This window comes from Ideonella sp. (genome assembly GCF_041287625.1).
Classification (GTDB): domain Bacteria; phylum Pseudomonadota; class Gammaproteobacteria; order Burkholderiales; family Burkholderiaceae_C; genus Ideonella.
On sequence record NZ_JBGGNH010000037.1, the window covers coordinates 116,600 to 132,760 of the forward strand.

Here is a 16,161-nt window from a genome sequence, read left to right on the forward strand (position 1 = left end):
TGGTATGAGCTGCACAAAAAACCTCCGCCTCCCCACCCAAGAGAGGCGAGCCACAAGCTGTGGCCAAGAGATTTCGCGGCGGTGAATGGATGGCACGACGGTATCACCAGGGCCCTACACCACCCATTCGCTTGCGACCCGAGGTAATGTAGGACAACGCCCTTATGACTTGTCGGCCGACAGCCACGAGAAAAAACCTGTGACTGTTTGTCAGGTGCCGACGGCCGGCGAGTCGCGGGCGTCGCTGGCAGAATCCGCCAATGCCCAGCCAACCCACCTCATCCTCGCTGCGCGCCAAGCGCGTATCCGGCTCCACCCTCAGCACGCGCCGTGCCCGCTTCGGCGCCCAGGCTGTCGCCTGCCTGTCCGTCCTGCTGTCTGCGCCCCTGATGGCGCAAACCGCGCCCGCCACACCCAAGGAACATGCGTCCAGCAATGGCCTGCGCGCCGTGGCCGTGGGCGGCACGCTGGCCAGCTGGGCCTACGCCTGGTGGGAAGGTGCCCCGTTCACCCGCTGCGACGGCGCGCCGCGCTGGCAGTTCCGCGGCAACGTGGCCAAGGACGATGAGTTGCGCGTGGCCAGCGTGGGCGCCGCCTACGGCGAATGCCAGATGCTGACAGCCGGCGGCTGGAGCCTGAGCAACCAGACCAACTTCTCGGTCAGCCGCTGGAGCGCGCAAGGCGACGTGGCCTTCGCGAAGAGCGCCTGGGACGTCGCAATCGTGCCGCTGGTGCACTGGCAGCGCCCGGCCTTTGGCGCCACGCGCATGGAAGTCGAATTCGGCATCGGCCCGGCCTGGCTGAGCCAGACCAACATTGGCGACCGCCAGAAGAGCACCCAGTACCAGTTCTCCGACCACCTGGGCCTGAACCTGGTGGATGCCGGCGGCGCCTGGCGCGTGGGCCTGCACTGGCGGCACATCAGCAACCTGGACATCAAGACGCCGAACAACGGCGTGGATTTCGCCGGCGTCGTCGTCGCGTTTTCCTTATGACGCCTGGCGGCTCAGGCGCCTGCGCCTGAGCCGCCAGCGCAGCCATCCGGCACGCACCAGCAGCGCACAGCCCCAGATCGCCAAGCCGGCAAACACCACGTCGCTGAGGAAGTGGCCGCCCTGGATGATGCGGACGGCGCCAATCAATGCGCCGGCCGTCATGCCGGCGCGCCACCAGCGTCGGCGCACCGCAGGCGCAGCCATCAGGCCGACCGCCATCAGCACGAAGCCGGTCGCCGCATGGCCGCTGACGAAAGAACAGTTGGTGCGACAGGCAATTGCCGGCTGCAGCGCCATGCTGAAGACTTTCTCGCCGCCGAACTGCACGATGTGCACCGGCCGTGGCCGGCCCCATTGCTCCTTCAGCGCGCCGTGCACCAGCACCACCACGCCAAGCAGCATCACCAGCGCCAGCGCCCAGCCGCGCCGACCATGGCGCAGGCGGTGGCCCGGCGAGCGGCGCCAACTGCGCCAGGCGCTCCACAACGCATAGAGGAACACCGCCCAGCCAACCGCCGTGGTACCGCGGTAGATCGCCCGCACCCACCACCAATGGTCACCCGGGAAGTGGCCCTGGCCGTCGTAGAACCAGCCGGCCACCTGCAAGTCCAGCTGCGGCCAGACCGAAAACACCGTGCCCGCGACCAGCAGCGCCAGCAGCCAGGCCAGCGCCTCGCGATGCCGCGCGCGCCGCCACCAACCGGTCTTCATGGCGCGGCCTGCGCCACCGAGGTGGCAGCAGCCGGCGCAGCAGCACGCCACAGGATCAGCGCATAGCCCCGCTCGGCATACAGCGGGACGTAGCGCCCGCCGGACTGGGCGATCAGCTTGGGCAGCTGGTCCAGCCGGACCAGTGCCAGCTCGCCGTCATGCGGCGCGCGGCGCGGCGTGGCCTGGCCGCGATACAGCGCAAAGCTGGGCTGGTGCAGTCCCCATTGCACCGCCGGCTCGTGGCGCTCGGCGGCAATCGCCGCGGCGCGCCTGACCGGGCCCTGCAGCAGGTCGCCCCACCACGGCAGCGCCACGCCCAGCGCCACCACCGCGACCACGAGCGCCGAGACGCCGCTGCGCAGTGCCAGCGTCCAGCCCGGGCGGTTCAGCTGCGTCATCAGGAACAGGACGGCCAGCGCCGCCAGCCCGCTGAGCCAGGCCAGCGATACCGGCGCATGCTGGCCCTCCATGATGGCCTTGTACAACGGGTGCGTGACCTGCGGCAGCCACCAGCCCATGGCCAGCGCCGAGCCGCACAGCAGCGCCAGCAACAGCAGCAGGCTGACGGTCAGCGCCGCACGCATCGTGGTGCCTGCTTCTGCCAGCGTGATGGCCATCAGCAGCACCAGCGGCGTGGCGCCATACAGCGCGTAGTGCGGCAGCTTGGTGCCCGAGAGCGAGAAGAACACAATCACGAAGGCGGCCCACAGCAGCAGGTAGCGCTGCAGCGGGTCTGCCCAATGCTGCTTGACCCGCGCCAGCACGCCGGCCAGCAGCGGCGCCCACGGCAGCAGCAGCAGCGGCACCACCACCAGGTAGTAGCCGATGCTGCCGCCGTGCTGCTCCAGCGGGCTGGTGTAGCGCGCCAGGTTGTGGCGGATCAGGAAGCCGTCAATGAAGGCCTGGCCGTGGCGGTGCAAGGCGTAGGCGTACCAGGGCACTGCAATGCCGAGCATCAGCAGCCAGGCGACCGGGTCTGCCACCGTGCGGCCCAGCCGGCTCAGCGCGGCGCGCCACGGCAGCGAGCAGAACAGCCACAGCAGCAACGCCGCCCCGGGCACGATGATGGCCACCGGCCCCTTGGTCAGCAGGCCCAGGCCGATCCAGGCATAGGCGCGGCGCAGCGCCGGCCGGGAATCACTCGACAGCCAGCGCCAGCCGTCCAGCGCGGTCAGCGTCAGCAGCAAGTTCAGCAAGGCGTCCGCCGTTGCGGCGCGGCCGATGACCAGCACGCCCAGCGAGGTCGACAGCATCACCGCCGCGCTCACCGCCACCTGCTTGCCCAGCCGCGGCAATGCGAACTGCGCCAGCACCAGAGCCCACAGCCAGCCACTGAGGGCCGACGGCAGCCGCATCGCGAACTCGCCGACGCCGAAGGCCGACGCGCTGAGCGCCTGCAGCCAATACACGCCGATGGGCTTGTCGAAGCGCGGCTCGCCGTTCAGCGTGGTGTGCAGCCAGTCGCCGCTGGACAGCATCTCCCGCGTGGCCTCGCTGAACGCGCCTTCGTCCACGTCGAACAGCGGCGCGCCGCCCAGGCGCCACAGCGCCAGCGCCAGCAGCACCAGCGCCAGCACGGCCCACTGGGCGCGGCTCAGGCTCCGGTCCGACTCGGGAACTGCCCTCATGCGTGCCAGCCCTCCCCGTCCGCCACCGGCGGCGTGGCCATCAGGTGGTACTGGCGGGCATGACTGCCGTCGTAGTAGATGCGGATCAGCAGTTCCGACAGCACGCCGGTGAGCAGGAACTGCAGCCCGCCCATCACGCAGAAGAAGCCGACGAACAGCAGCGGCCGGCCGCCGATGGATTCGCCCAGCAGCTTCAGGATGCCGAGGTAGCCCAGCACCGCCGAGCCAAAGCCCAGCACCGCCAGGCCGACCGCGCCGAAGAAGTGACCCGGCCGCGCACCGAAGTTCAGGAAGAAATAGACCGACAGCAAATCGACGATGACGCGGAAGGTGCGCGACAGGCCGTACTTCGATTCGCCATGCTCGCGGGCGCGATGGTTCACCGGCTCCTCGGTCATGCGGTCCGGCGTGGTCACGGTCGCCAGCCAGGCGGGAATGAAGCGGTGCATCTCGCCATACAGCCGCACCTCGCGCAGCACCGAGGTGCGGAAGGCCTTCAGGCTGCAGCCCAGGTCCTTGAACTGCATCCCGGTGATCTTGCGGATCAGCCGGTTGGCAATCATCGAAGGCAGCCGGCGCAGCGCAAAGCCGTCCTGCCGCTTCTCGCGCCAGCCGGCCACCATGTCCATGTTCTCGATCAGCAGCCGGGCGACCATGCGCGGGATGTCACGCGGGTCGTTCTGCAGGTCGCCGTCCATGGTCACGATGACGTCGCCGCGCGCCGCGTCGATGCCGGCCTGCATCGCAGCCGTCTGGCGGAAGTTGCGCAGCAGGCGCAGCACGCGGATGTGCGGGCCAACCGATGCCGCATGGCGCTGCAGCGCGGCACCGGTGCCGTCCCGGCTGCCGTCGTCCACGACGATCAGCTCCCACGGGTGCGGATAGGCCTGCAGCGCCGCCTGCACCGTGTCGATCAGCGGCTTGACGTTGTCGATCTCGTTGTACATCGGCACCACCACCGACAGGCGGTGCGGCGGCGCCGGATCGGCCGGCAGCGCGGGCGCGGCGCCGATGTAGGCGGTGGAAACAGGCGAGTCGGTCATGGAAGGGGGCGGTCTGCGGACCGCTGGGAAGCAGTGACGTTGGCGGCATCGGCCGCGAAATCGGTCGTGAAAGGAGTGCGCCGTGGCAACAGCATGGCCACGCCGCGGTACAGCGCAAAGCTCAGCAAGGCCACGGCCAGGCTCAGCGCATGCACCGCCAGCGCGGCGCTGGTCAGGCGTGCGGGCTCGGCGGCCACCTGCAGCCATTGTCCCGCAGCCCAGATGGCCGCTTCGTAGCTGCCCACGCCGGCCGGCGCCTGGATCGGCAAGGCCACCGCCAGTTCGCCCGCCACAGCGGTGCTGACGCCGGCCAGCCACGGCAGCGGCGCCAGCAAGGCCAGCCCGCCGCCCAGCACCAGCAGCTTCAGGCACCAGTTGGCCAAGCACAGCAGCCAGCCGAGGCGGTCGTCCCGGTGCGCCAACAGCCCGGTCTGCACGGCCTGCCAGCGCGGCACTTTCGCGCCCAGCCAGCTGGACAGCCGCGGCAGCAGCACCAGCAGCACGAGCAAGGCCAGCGCCACTGCACCCAGCCGCAGCCATGGCGAGCCGGGCAACAGGCAGGCCAGGCCCAGCAGGCCGAGCACGCAGGCATCCTGCAGCCGCAGCCACACGAGGCTGCGCAAGGCATCGGCCACCGGAATGCCGAAGCGGCGGTTCAGCAGCCACGGGTAACCGGCCTCGCCAGCGCGCATCGGCAGCACCAGCAAGGCGGCGTTGTGGGCCAGGAACAGGTCCACGCTGTCGTGCAGCGTCAGCATGGTGTGGCCCGGCCGGTTCGCGCGGCCCCAGGTGCCCCACTCGCGGCGCAGCCGCTCGGCGCGCAAGGCGTAGCTGCCCCAGAGCCCCGCGCACAAGGCCAGCCAGGCCCACGGTGGCAGGCCCCGCAAAGCTTCGGCCACGGGCTGCCAGCTGGCATTGCGCAGCAGCACCGCAAGCGCCAGCCCGGCCAGCAGGCAAGGCGGCACCAGCCTGGCCGCGCGCGCATCCGCGCCAGCCGGCGCGTCCGCGTTCTGCCAGCGCGAGACCGCGCTGCACAGCGACATCAGCGCCAGCGTCCACTGCAGCGGCTGGGCAATCGGGTAGCCGGTCTTCTGCACCAGCATCGCCACCGCCAGCAGCAGTTCCAGCACCGCCAGCAGGCGCCGGCCACGCGGCAGGTTCAGCCAGCGCTGCAGCGGGCTGCGCTGCGCCAAAGCCAGCGCGATCAGCCCGCTGAGCAGGCCCAGGCCGGCGCCAGCCAGCACATCGGAAGGCCAATGCGCGCCGACGGCAATGCGTGACAGCGCCACCAGCACGGCCACCGCAAACACGGCCACCTGCTGCCAGCGCGCCCAGCCCATCGCACTGGCCAGCAGCGTGGCCATCGCGAAGGCCGTCAGCGCATGGCCGGAAGGCATCGACGGCGAATGCACGATGGGCTCGCCGATCACCCACAACTGGTCGGCCGGCCACAGCTTGGGCGGACGCGGCGAGCGCACCAGGTTCTTCGGCAGATGCGTCAGCAGCGCGGCCACAGGGATGCACCACAGCGCCGCAGCCAGCGCCGCCTGGCGAGTGCGGTCCAGCGCGGCCACCACCATCAGCGTGCTCAGGCCCAGCCCGGCCACGCTGAGGCCGGCCCACAAGCCGGCCGTCCACGCATCGGGCCCGCCGGCCGCCTGGTTGGCCAGCCGGAACAGCGCGTGGTTCAGCTCCGGCCGCAGTTGCAGCGCCGTGCCCGCCAGGATCAGCAGGACGGCGATGGCAAGCGACCACCAGGGCACGTGGGAGGAACGCAACGGCGGTTCGCCAGCGACGTTCGGGTCGGGAGAAGACGGCATGGAGGGCGGGAGATTTGGCCGGCATGATGCCAGAGCGGCACTGCCTCGCGCGCTTGGCGCGCCGGGAGGCTGGACTATGCTTGCCCGATGGTCGACACGTCTCCCACCGAACCGGGCGCCACCGCAGACAAGGCCGCCGCGCCGCTGCTCAGGCACCGCCTGCACGCTGGCAGCATTGCCGCCGCCGCCCACCACCTGCATCGCCACGCACGCAGCTTCGACAGCGCCCGCTTCACGCGACTGGCTGGCGACGGCCTGGAAGACCTTGAGCTGAAGGCACGCGCGATGCAGATTGCCGCCGCGCTGGACGCGACCTTGCCAGCCGACTTCGACGCCGCCTGCGACATCGTCGCGCGAGCTCTGGCGCCCGCCGTGTCGCCGGACGCCTCCAGCAGCGGCGATTCCAGCAGCGCGGGCCTGGCCGGCTGGATCGTCTGGCCGCTGGGCGACTGGGTGGCCCGCCGCGTGGCGGCCGATGCCTCGAACCTGGACCGCGGCCTGCAGGCCCTGCATGCGCTCACGCAGCGCTTCACCGCCGAATTCGCCATCCGACCGCTGCTGCGCGACCACCAGGCAGCCGTCTTCGCCACGCTGCAGCGCTGGTGCGACGACCCGAACGAGCACGTGCGCCGCCTGTGCAGCGAAGGCAGCCGCCCGCGCCTGCCCTGGGGCCTGCGCTTGCAGGCGCTGGTTCGTGACCCTTCCCCCAGCCTGCCGCTGCTGGACCGGCTGCAGGACGACCCCAGCGCCTATGTGCGCCGCAGCGTGGCCAATCACCTGAACGACATTGCCAAGGACCACCCCGCCCTGCTGGCCGACTGGCTGGAGCGCCACCTGCCGCAGGCCGGAGGCGAGCGCCGCGCGCTGCTGCGCCATGCCAGCCGCACGCTGATCAAGTCCGCCGACGTGCGGGTGCTGGCTGCGTGGGGTCAGGGCCAGGCGCTGCTGGGCGACGCGACACTGGCGATCTCACCGGCCCGCATCACCCTGGGCGGCGCGGTGCAGCTGAGCGCCACGCTGTGCAGCACCGCGGCCGTGAGCCAGACCGTGCTGGTCGACTATCTGGTGCACCACGTGAAGGCCGACGGTCGCAGCAGCGCCAAGGTCTTCAAGGGCTGGCAGCGCGAACTCGGTGCCGGCCAGACGCTGCAGTTGCAGCGAAGCCACGCCCTGAAGCCCATCACCACGCGGCGCTACTACCCCGGCGTGCACAAGGTCGAACTGCAGGTCAACGGCGCAGTCGTTGCCGAAACCAGCTTCGAGTTGCTGGCTGGCTGAAAACGGTCAGATTTGCTCAGGGGTGCGTACCGCGACGAGGACGACCTCGCCGCGCTCTTCGCGCGGCCGGTAGCGCAGCCACCACACGCCGCCCTTCTTGACGGCCCAGGGCAGCATCGCCGGGTCTTCGCTGCCGTCCTCGGCCCTGAAGGTCGCCGCGGCCATGCGCGGGCCGATCATCAGGTAGGCCGCGGCCAGGCCCAGCGTGGGCTGGTGGCCGACGACCAGCACCGGCTCCTTGGCGTCCGGCCAGCGCGCGGCGGCCAGCAGGCCTTCGACCGTGCCGTCCGGCCCCAGCGTCTCGACCGTCTTGAAGCGCCGGCCCAGCGCCAGCGCGGTCTGCTGCGTGCGCTTGGCCGGGCTGACCAACACCCGCGTGCGCTCCGGCAGGAAGCGGTTCAGCCACTCGCCCACCCGGCGCGCATGGCGCTCGCCCTTGGCCGTCAGGGCCCGCTCCAGGTCGGGCAGCTCGGCCGCGGTTTCGTCGGCTTCGGCGTGGCGCCAGAGGATCAGGTCCATGGGTGTCAGGCGGTGCTGCGGGAGGAATAGAGCTGCATCAGCGCCTGCTGCACGCTGATGCCGTCGCTGGCCACGCGCTGGTAGCTGCCGTCGGGCTGCTGCAGCCAGGCGTCGCGCATGTCGTGCAGGTAGGGCACCAGGCATTCGTCGATCACGCGCTGGCGCAGCTTGGTGTCGCGCACCGGCCAGGCCAGCTCGATGCGGCGGAACATGTTGCGGCTCATCCAGTCGGCGCTCGACAGGTACAGCGCCTCTTGCTCGTCGCCGTCACCCCAGCGGAAGTAGATGACCCGCGAATGCTCCAGGAAACGGCCGACCACCGAGCGCACGCGGATGTTGTCGGTCTGCCCCGGCAGGCCCGGCGGCAGCATGCAGGCGCCGCGCACGATCAGGTCGATCTGCGCACCGGCCTGGCCGGCGCGCATCAGCGCCTGGATCAAGGCCGGGTCGGTCAAGGCATTGCACTTGACGACGATGCGGCCGCCGTAGCCGGCTGCTGCCGCCGCGCCGACCTGCTCGATGTGCTGCATCAGGCGGTCGTGCAGCACGAAGGGCGCGGTCAGCAGTTGGCGGGGCGGGCCCAGGCGGGTCAGGCTGCCAATCTGCTGGAACACGGCTTCGGCATCGGCGGTGATGCGCGGGTCGGCCGTCAGGTAGCCCAGGTCGGTGTAGAGCCGGGCCGTCTTGGGGTTGTAGTTGCCGGTGGACAGGTGCACGTAGCGGCGCATCTTCACGCCACCGCGCTTGCTGGCCTCGCGGCGGGTGACCAGCAGCAGCTTGGCATGCGTCTTCAGGCCGACGATGCCGTAGACCACCTGCACGCCCACGGCCTCCAGCCGGTCGGCCCAGTTGACATTGGCTTCTTCGTCGAAGCGCGCCTTCAGCTCGACGACGACCGTGACCTCCTTGCCGCGCCGCGCCGCCTCGATCAGCAGGTCCATCAGCACCGATTGCGCGCCGGTGCGGTAGACAGTCTGGCGGATCACCAGCACGTCAGGGTCCAGCACCGCTTCGCGCAGGAACTCGACCACCGGGTCGAAGCTCTCGAACGGATGGTGCAGCAGCACGTCGTTCTCGCGCACCACGGCCAGGATGGACTCGCCACGGCGCAGGCGGCGCGATGGCCAGCGCGGCTCGTGCGGCGTGAAGCGCAATTGCACGCCGGGCACGTCATCGGCCTGGTCAATCAACTGATTCAGGCGCACGAGATTGACGGGGCCGTCCACGCGGTACAGCGCAGCCTCGGGCAGCTTGAACTGCTCCAGCAGCAGGCGCCACAGCTCTTCGGGGCAGCTGTTCACCACTTCCAGCCGGATGGCCTGGCCGTAGTGCCGCGTGGTCAGCCCGGAGCGCACGGCCTGGCGCAGGTTGATGGTGTCGTCCTCGTCGACTTCCAGATCCGAGTCGCGGGTCACGCGGAACTGCGAGAAGGCCTCGACGGTGCGGCCCGGAAACAGGTCCTCCAGGTGCGCGCGGATCACGCTGGACAGCATCACGAAACCTTGCTGGCCCGGTGCGCAGACCTCTGCCGGCAGCCGGATCACCCGCTGCAGCACGCGCGGCACCTTGACGATGGCAATCGTGCTCTCGCGGCCGAAGGCGTCGCGCCCACCCAGCCGGGCAATGAAGTTCAGCGACTTGTTGGCCACCTGCGGGAACGGGTGCGTCGGGTCCAGGCCGACCGGCATCAGCAGCGGCCGCAGTTCGCGCTGGTAGAAGCGCGACACCCATTCGCGCTGCGCAGCCGTGCGCTCGGCGTGGTTGATGACCTCGATGCCGTGCTGGCGCAGCGCCGGCATGACCTCGGTGTTGAACAGCGCGTACTGCTCGTCGATCAGCGCATGCGCGCGGGCGGCCAGCGTGGCCAGGTCGTCGCGGCTGGCGTCGCCACCGGCGGCACGTGCGGCTTCCAGCGTGTCGGCAAAACGCACCTCGAAGAATTCGTCCAGGTTGGACGAGACGATGGTCACGTAGCGCAACCGCTCCAGCGGCGGCACGTCCGGCCGCTGGGCCTGCGCCAGCACGCGGCGGTTGAAGGCCAGGATGGCCTGTTCGCGATTCAGCAGTGGCGGCAGCTCGGGCCCTGCGTCGGCCGGCGCGGCAGGCTGCGCCGCTGGCGTGTTCATTTGCACAGGCACCGCGGGCGCTGTCTCGGTCGGTTGGGCAGCATCACGTAAGGCAGACTCAGCACTCATTCGGGCAGTTTATGAACTTTATGTGACGACGCCGTGACGCTGTCACAAATGCAAACCCGGCGCCGCAGCCGCACCGGCTGCGAGCGCGCCAGCCGGCAGCCCCGCCATCATCGGCACCTCGGCTTCGAAGCCCGGGCGCTGCACGCCGTCGACCAGTGCCAGCGTGCCATCGAAGTGCTCGACCAGTGCGCTCAGGCTCTCGACCCAGTCGCCATCATTGGCATACAGGATGCCGTCGATGTCGCGCAGCTCGGCATGGTGGATGTGGCCGCAGACGACGCCGTGCACGCCACGCTTTCGCGCCTCGCGCGCCAGCGCGCCTTCGAAGTCGGCCACGTAGCTGACGGCGCGCTTGACCTTCTGCTTCAGGTACTTGGACAGGCTCCAGTACGGCAGCCCCAGCCGGGCGCGGCAGTGATTGAGGTAGCGGTTCAGCTTCAGCGTGAACTCGTAGGCCGAGTCACCCAGGTAGGCCAGCCACTTGGCACACTGGATCACGCCGTCGAACAGGTCACCGTGGGTGATCCACAGCTTGCGCCCGTCGGCGGTCTCGTGGATCCAGTCCTCCACCACCTCCACGCCGCCGAAGCTGTGGCCCAGGTACTTGCGGGCGAACTCGTCATGGTTGCCCGGCACGTAAATGACGCGCGTGCCCTTGCGCGCCATGCGCAGCAGCTTCTGCACCACGTCGTTGTGCGCCTGCGGCCAGTACCAGCTGCGGCGCAGCTGCCAGCCGTCGACGATGTCGCCGACCAGGAACAGCGTCTCGCACTCGGTCACGCGCAGGAAATCCAGCAGCGCCTGGGCCTGGCAGCCCGGCGTGCCCAGGTGCACGTCCGAGATCCACACGGTGCGGAAGCGGTGCCGCGGTGCGGGCCCGTCGGCACCGTCATGCTCGTCCGCCAGCAGCGCGGCGCGTGCCAGCGAAGCAAGCTCGGGCGGCCGGGGCGCTGCCGGAGCAGCTGCCGGCGTGGCCGGCGCGGAGGGCAGGAAGGCGGTCTGCATGGCTTCCCATGCTGGGCCGGCGCAGTGACGCAAGCGTGACCGCGCGATGAAACCGCCGTGACGTGGGTTTCAGGCCGCAGGCGCCGGGTACAGCACCATCTGCGTGCAGCGGAACATCGCAATCGTCTTGCCGGTGTCGCGGTGGGTCACCACCGCGTCCCAGACCTGCGTGGTGCGGCCGCCGTGCAGCATGCTCGCGGTGCAGGCAATCACGCCTTCCAGCGCGGTGCCCAGGTGGTTGGACTTCAGCTCGATGGTCGTGAAGCCCTTCGCGCCCTTGGGCAGGTTGGCCGCGCAACCGTAGCCGCAGCAGGTGTCCGCCAGCGTGACGATGCTGCCGGCATGCAGGTAGCCATTGGGCGCCATGACCTCCTGCCGCACCGGCATCTCCGCCTTCACCTGTTCGCCCACCTCCAGGATGCGAATGCCCATGTGGCCGGGCAAGGTGCGCATGCCGCGGGCATTGAATTCTTCTGCGTCCATCATCGTTTCAGTCCTCCAAACTTGACCACACCGCACCCCACGCAGCCGGCGCCGAGCCGCCTCAAGGCGGCTGCGCAACCCGCCCGGCGGGTGGCCTTGCGTACTCGCGAGGCCGGGTGCGCCATTTCTAATGGGCTTCGTCCCAATTCGCGCCGACGCCGACTTCGGCGATGAGCGGCACCTTGAAGGCTGCAACACCGGCCATCAGGCGCGGCACGGCTTCCTTGGCCCAATCCAGCTCGGCCTCGGGCACCTCGAAGACGAGTTCGTCGTGCACCTGCATCACCATGCGGGTGGCACGCTGCTCCTGGTCCAACGCCGCCTGCACCGCGATCATCGCCAGCTTGATCAGGTCGGCCGCGGTGCCCTGCATCGGCGCGTTGATGGCCTGGCGCTCGGCGCCGCTCTTGCGCGGGCCGTTGCCGCCGTTGATCTCGGGCAGGTAGATGCGGCGGCCGAACAGGGTTTCGACATAGCCGAGCTGGCGGGCCGATTCCTTGGTCTCTTCCATGTAGCGCTTCACACCGGCAAAACGCTCGAAGTAGCGGTCGATGTAGTTCTTCGCCGCCTTCTGGTCAATGCCCAGGCTTTGCGCCAGGCCAAACGCGCCCATGCCGTAGATCAGCCCGAAGTTGATGGTCTTGGCATAGCGCCGCTGCTCGTTGGTGACCGCGCCCGGCTCGGTGCCAAACACTTCCGAGGCGGTGGCGCGGTGCACGTCCATGCCTTCGCTGAAGGCGCGCGTCAGGCCCGGGTCGCCGCTGATGTGGGCCATGATGCGCAGCTCGATCTGCGAATAGTCGGCGCTGACGATGCGGTGCCCCGGCGGCGCGATGAAGGCCTCGCGCACGCGCCGGCCTTCCGCCGTGCGGATGGGGATGTTCTGCAGGTTCGGGTCGTTGCTCGACAGGCGGCCCGTGACCGCCACCGCCTGCGCGTAGTTGGTGTGCACGCGGCCGGTCCCGGGGTTCACCATCAGCGGCAGCTTGTCGGTGTAGGTGCCCTTGAGCTTGGACAGGCTGCGGTGCTCCAGCAGCTTGGCCGGCAGCGGGTAGTCGGCCGCGAGTTCCTGCAGCACTTCTTCGTCGGTGGAAGGTGCGCCGCTGGCGGTCTTCTTCTTGACCGGCAGGCCCAGCTTGGTGAACAGGATCTCGCCGATCTGCTTGGGCGAGCCCAGGTTGAAGGGCTGGCCGGCGATCTCGTAGGCGTCCTGCTCCAGCGCGATCATGCGTTCGGCCAGCTGGCGGCTCTGCTCGGCCAGGCGCTGCGGATCGATCAGCACGCCGTGGCGCTCCACGCGCTGCAGGATCAGGCTGACCGGCAGCTCGATCTGCTGGTAGATGTTCAGCAGCCCGGGCTCGGCCTGCAGCTGCGGCCACAAGTCCTGGTGCACCTGCAGGCACATCTCGCTGTCTTCGCCGCTGTAGGTCGTCGCACGCTCCACGTCCACCTGCGAAAACGGGATCTGGTTGGCGCCCTTGCCGCAGAGGTCCTCGTAGCTCAGGCCCTTGCGGTCCAGGTGGCGGTCGGCCAGGCTTTCCAGGCTGTGCGGCTTGTGGGCTTCCAGCACATAGCTCTGCAGCAGCGTGTCGTGGGCAATGCCGCGCAGCGCCACGCCGTGGTTGTTGAACACGTGCAGGTCGTATTTCAGGTTCTGGCCCACCTTGGCCGCGGCCGGGTCTTCCAGCCAGGGCCTGAGCCGTTCCAGCACCGTGTCCAGCGGCAGCTGGTCCGGCGCGCCGGGGTAGTCGTGCCCCGTCGGCACATAGGCGGCGCGGCCGGGCTCGACGGCAAACGAAATGCCAATGATGCGGGCCCTCACGGGGTCCAGCGAATCGGTCTCGGTGTCGACAGCCACCAGCGGCGCGGCACGCAGCTGTTCGAGCCACGCGTCCAGCCGCACCAGCGTGTCGACTGTCTCGTATTCGCGCGCCAGCACCGGGCGTTCGGCGCGCGGCGCGGCCGCAGCGATGGGTGCAGCGGCGGCGGCGGTGCCTGCGGGTTCATCCGTCGCCACGCCAAGCTTGCCTTCGAGCTCCTTCTTCCAACTGCGGAAGCCGTAGCGCTGGTAAAAGTCGAGCAGGCCCGCGTCGTCCATCGGCCGCAGCGCCAGCGAGTCCAGTCCAGGCCAGTCGACCAGGTGCTTGGCCAGGTCGCAGTCGGTGCGGATGGTCACCAGCTTGCGGCCGGTGGGCAGCCAGTCGAGCGCCTTGCGCAGGTTCTCGCCAGCCACGCCCTTGATGCTGGCCGCCGCGGCGATCACGCCCTCCAGCGAACCATGCTCGGCAATCCATTTCGCGGCCGTCTTCGGACCGACCTTTTCGACGCCGGGCACGTTGTCCACCGCGTCGCCCATCAGCGTCAGGTAATCGACGATGCGGTCCGGCGGCACGCCGAACTTGGCCAGCACACCAGCCTCGTCCAGCGACTCGTTGCTCATCGTGTTGATCAGCGTCACGCCCGGCCGCACCAGCTGCGCCATGTCCTTGTCGCCGGTGGAGATCACCACCTTGTGCCCGGTCGCGTGGCCGGCGCAGGACAGCGTGCCGATCACGTCGTCCGCCTCCACGCCCGGCACCTCCAGCACCGGCCAGCCCAGCAGCCGCACCACCTCGTGGATGGGCGCGATCTGGGTGCGCAGGTCGTCGGGCATCGGCGCGCGCTGGGCCTTGTATTCGGGGTACCACTCGTCGCGGAAGGTCGGGCCGGAGGCGTCGAACACACAGCAGGCGTGCTCGGCACCGATCTGTTCGCGCAGCCGCTTCATCATCGCCACCATGCCGTGCAGCGCGCCGGTGGGCACGCCCTCGGGGCCGCGCAGGTCCGGCAGCGCGTGGTAGGCACGGTAAAGGTAGCTGGACCCATCGACCAGCAGCAGGATCTTGTCGTTCATTCGGAGAGCTTTCAGGCGGCACGCACGGCACGCCCGCAGCGCGCCTGTGAAGGCTTGCAATTGTGCTCGCTGCAGCGATTCCTCTGCTCAAGCGCCGGCAGGGCCGGTGGCGACCGTAAAATCAGCGCCATGAACGCCTTCTTCCGCCCGCGCCTGCAGCTCAGCGCCCTGTGTCTCGGCCTGCTTGCCGCTGGCGCCAGCCTCGCAGAACAGGCGCCGTCCGCCGCACCGGCCGCCCTGCCCGGCGCCACCGCGCTGAAGCCCTTGCCGCCGACCGAGGTCATCACGCCCGCCAGCAAGGTGCCGGAGCCGCAAATCCTGCGCCAGGTGACCGAGGACGATGAGATCCGCATCGAGGAGCTGCGCGTGCGCGGCGCCACCCAGCGCATCACCGTGCAGCCCAAGCACGGCAGCTTCCCGGCCTACGACATCGTGCCGCGCGACAACAGCCGCCCGCCGTCGCAGGACCCGAAAGCCGGCCAGCGCGTCTGGCTGAGCCTGCCTTTCGATTTCTGAAAGGCCGGCCCCGGCCTCCGCCCAGCCCCCCGCAGAACGGCCGTCGCCCGCCGTCTCACTCCCATCTTCCAATCCTTCCGGGGCATGCAGCCACATGGCGGTCTATACCGAAGTTTCTGTCGAACAGGCCAATGCCCTGCTCCCCCAGTTGGGCCTGGGGCCGGTGCTGGCGCTGCAGCCGATTTCCAGCGGCATCGAGAACACCAACTACTTCGCCACCACCGCCGAAGGCCAGTGGGTGCTGACGGTGTTCGAGCGGCTGACGCATGACCAGCTGCCGTTCTACCTGCAACTGATGCGCCATCTGGCGCGCGCCGGCCAGCCGGTGCCCGAACCGCGCGCCAACGCCCAGGGGGAACTGGTGCACACGCTGGGCGGCAAGCCTGCCGCGCTGGTCAACCGGCTGGAGGGCGAAAGCCTGGACGCGCCGGACCTGCACCACTGCGAGCAACTCGGCGCGACGCTGGCGCGCATGCACCTGGCGGTCGCCGACTTCCCGCTGGCCCAGCCCAACCTGCGCGGCTTGGCCTGGCGCGAAGCCACCGCGCCGGTGGTGCGCCCGCACCTGGACGCCGACGCTGGCCGCCTGCTGGACCAGGAAATGGTTTTCCAGGCCCACCTGCACGCCTCGGCGGCCTACCAGGAACTGCCTTGCGGCGCGGTGCACGCCGACCTGTTCCGCGACAACGCGCTGTTCGCCGGCCTGCCCGGCCGCGAGCGACTGAGCGGCGTGTTCGACTTCTACTTCGCCGGCACCGACACCTTCGTCTACGACCTGGCCGTGGTGCTGAACGACTGGTGCGTGGACCTGGACAGCGGCCAACTGGACCTGCCGCGTGCCGAGGCGCTGCTGCACGCTTACGCCGCCGAACGCCAGCCCAGCGGCAACGAGCTGCGCCTGCTGCCCGGCCTGCGCCGCGCCGCGGCCCAGCGCTTCTGGCTCTCGCGCCTGGCCGACTGGCACCTGCCGCGCGAAGCCAGCCTGCTGAGCCCCAAGCCACCGCTGCATTTCGAGCGTGTGCTGCGCGACGCCATCGAGCGCCCGTGGCACCCGGCAGCATGAAGGCGGCCTGAA

At 69.9% G+C, this 16,161-nt stretch carries 13 protein-coding genes; 4 read left to right on the forward strand and 9 right to left on the reverse strand.

Features of this window, described 5'->3' with window-relative positions; genetic code table 11:
• Positions 1-260: 260 nt before the first annotated feature.
• Positions 261-995 (forward strand): acyloxyacyl hydrolase, encoded by a 735-nt coding sequence (locus ACAH41_RS15285; RefSeq protein ID WP_325652161.1) that lies wholly within the window; start codon positions 261-263, stop codon positions 993-995.
• Here ACAH41_RS15285 and ACAH41_RS15290 read toward each other — a convergent pair.
• Genes ACAH41_RS15290 through ACAH41_RS15305 form a run of 4 tightly spaced genes read right to left on the reverse strand, consistent with a single transcriptional unit; the run spans position 990 to position 6,197 of the window.
• The gene (locus ACAH41_RS15290; protein WP_325652162.1) at positions 990-1,706 is read right to left on the reverse strand and encodes a phosphatase PAP2 family protein; all 717 of its coding nucleotides are present in this window, start codon (positions 1,704-1,706) and stop codon (positions 990-992) included. The genes ACAH41_RS15285 and ACAH41_RS15290 overlap by 6 nt on opposite strands.
• Positions 1,703-3,334, reverse strand: a complete 1,632-nt coding sequence (locus tag ACAH41_RS15295) for a glycosyltransferase family 39 protein (RefSeq protein ID WP_325652163.1) — start codon at positions 3,332-3,334, stop codon at positions 1,703-1,705. Before ACAH41_RS15295 ends, ACAH41_RS15290 begins: the two co-directional genes overlap by 4 nt.
• Positions 3,331-4,377, reverse strand: a complete 1,047-nt coding sequence (locus tag ACAH41_RS15300) for a glycosyltransferase family 2 protein (RefSeq protein WP_325652164.1) — start codon at positions 4,375-4,377, stop codon at positions 3,331-3,333. The genes ACAH41_RS15295 and ACAH41_RS15300 overlap by 4 nt, the downstream gene beginning before the upstream one ends.
• Entirely contained in the window at positions 4,374-6,197 is a 1,824-nt protein-coding gene (locus tag ACAH41_RS15305; protein WP_325652166.1) for a phosphatase PAP2 family protein, read from the reverse strand. Before ACAH41_RS15305 ends, ACAH41_RS15300 begins: the two co-directional genes overlap by 4 nt.
• 87 nt (positions 6,198-6,284) lie before the next feature.
• Here ACAH41_RS15305 and ACAH41_RS15310 point away from each other — a divergent pair, with 87 nt between their 5' ends.
• Positions 6,285-7,475, forward strand: coding sequence for a DNA alkylation repair protein (locus ACAH41_RS15310; protein ID WP_325652168.1), 1,191 nt, complete (start codon positions 6,285-6,287; stop codon positions 7,473-7,475).
• Between the two features lie 6 nt (positions 7,476-7,481).
• On the opposite strand, the gene ACAH41_RS15315 is transcribed toward ACAH41_RS15310, so the two are convergent.
• The 5 genes from ACAH41_RS15315 to polA form a co-directional block, all read right to left on the reverse strand.
• On the reverse strand, positions 7,482-7,994 hold the full coding sequence (locus ACAH41_RS15315) for a histidine phosphatase family protein (RefSeq protein WP_325652170.1): 513 nt from the start codon (positions 7,992-7,994) through the stop codon (positions 7,482-7,484).
• A gap of 5 nt (positions 7,995-7,999) precedes the next feature.
• Entirely contained in the window at positions 8,000-10,120 is a 2,121-nt protein-coding gene (gene ppk1 / locus ACAH41_RS15320; protein WP_325652172.1) for a polyphosphate kinase 1, read from the reverse strand.
• A gap of 111 nt (positions 10,121-10,231) precedes the next feature.
• Positions 10,232-11,194 (reverse strand): UDP-2,3-diacylglucosamine diphosphatase, encoded by a 963-nt coding sequence (locus ACAH41_RS15325; protein WP_325652173.1) that lies wholly within the window; start codon positions 11,192-11,194, stop codon positions 10,232-10,234.
• Positions 11,195-11,263: 69 nt separating this feature from the next.
• Entirely contained in the window at positions 11,264-11,680 is a 417-nt protein-coding gene (locus tag ACAH41_RS15330; protein ID WP_370538357.1) for a PaaI family thioesterase, read from the reverse strand.
• A gap of 124 nt (positions 11,681-11,804) precedes the next feature.
• The gene (gene polA / locus ACAH41_RS15335; protein WP_325652175.1) at positions 11,805-14,570 is read right to left on the reverse strand and encodes a DNA polymerase I; all 2,766 of its coding nucleotides are present in this window, start codon (positions 14,568-14,570) and stop codon (positions 11,805-11,807) included.
• A gap of 129 nt (positions 14,571-14,699) precedes the next feature.
• Here polA and ACAH41_RS15340 point away from each other — a divergent pair, with 129 nt between their 5' ends.
• Together ACAH41_RS15340 and ACAH41_RS15345 are read left to right on the forward strand one after the other, a co-directional pair.
• Positions 14,700-15,086 carry a hypothetical protein gene (locus tag ACAH41_RS15340; protein WP_325652177.1) on the forward strand — a complete coding sequence of 129 codons (387 nt, stop codon included), beginning with the start codon at positions 14,700-14,702 and terminating at the stop codon, positions 15,084-15,086.
• Between the two features lie 94 nt (positions 15,087-15,180).
• Entirely contained in the window at positions 15,181-16,149 is a 969-nt protein-coding gene (locus ACAH41_RS15345) for a homoserine kinase (protein WP_325652179.1), read from the forward strand.
• Positions 16,150-16,161 lie beyond the last annotated feature (12 nt).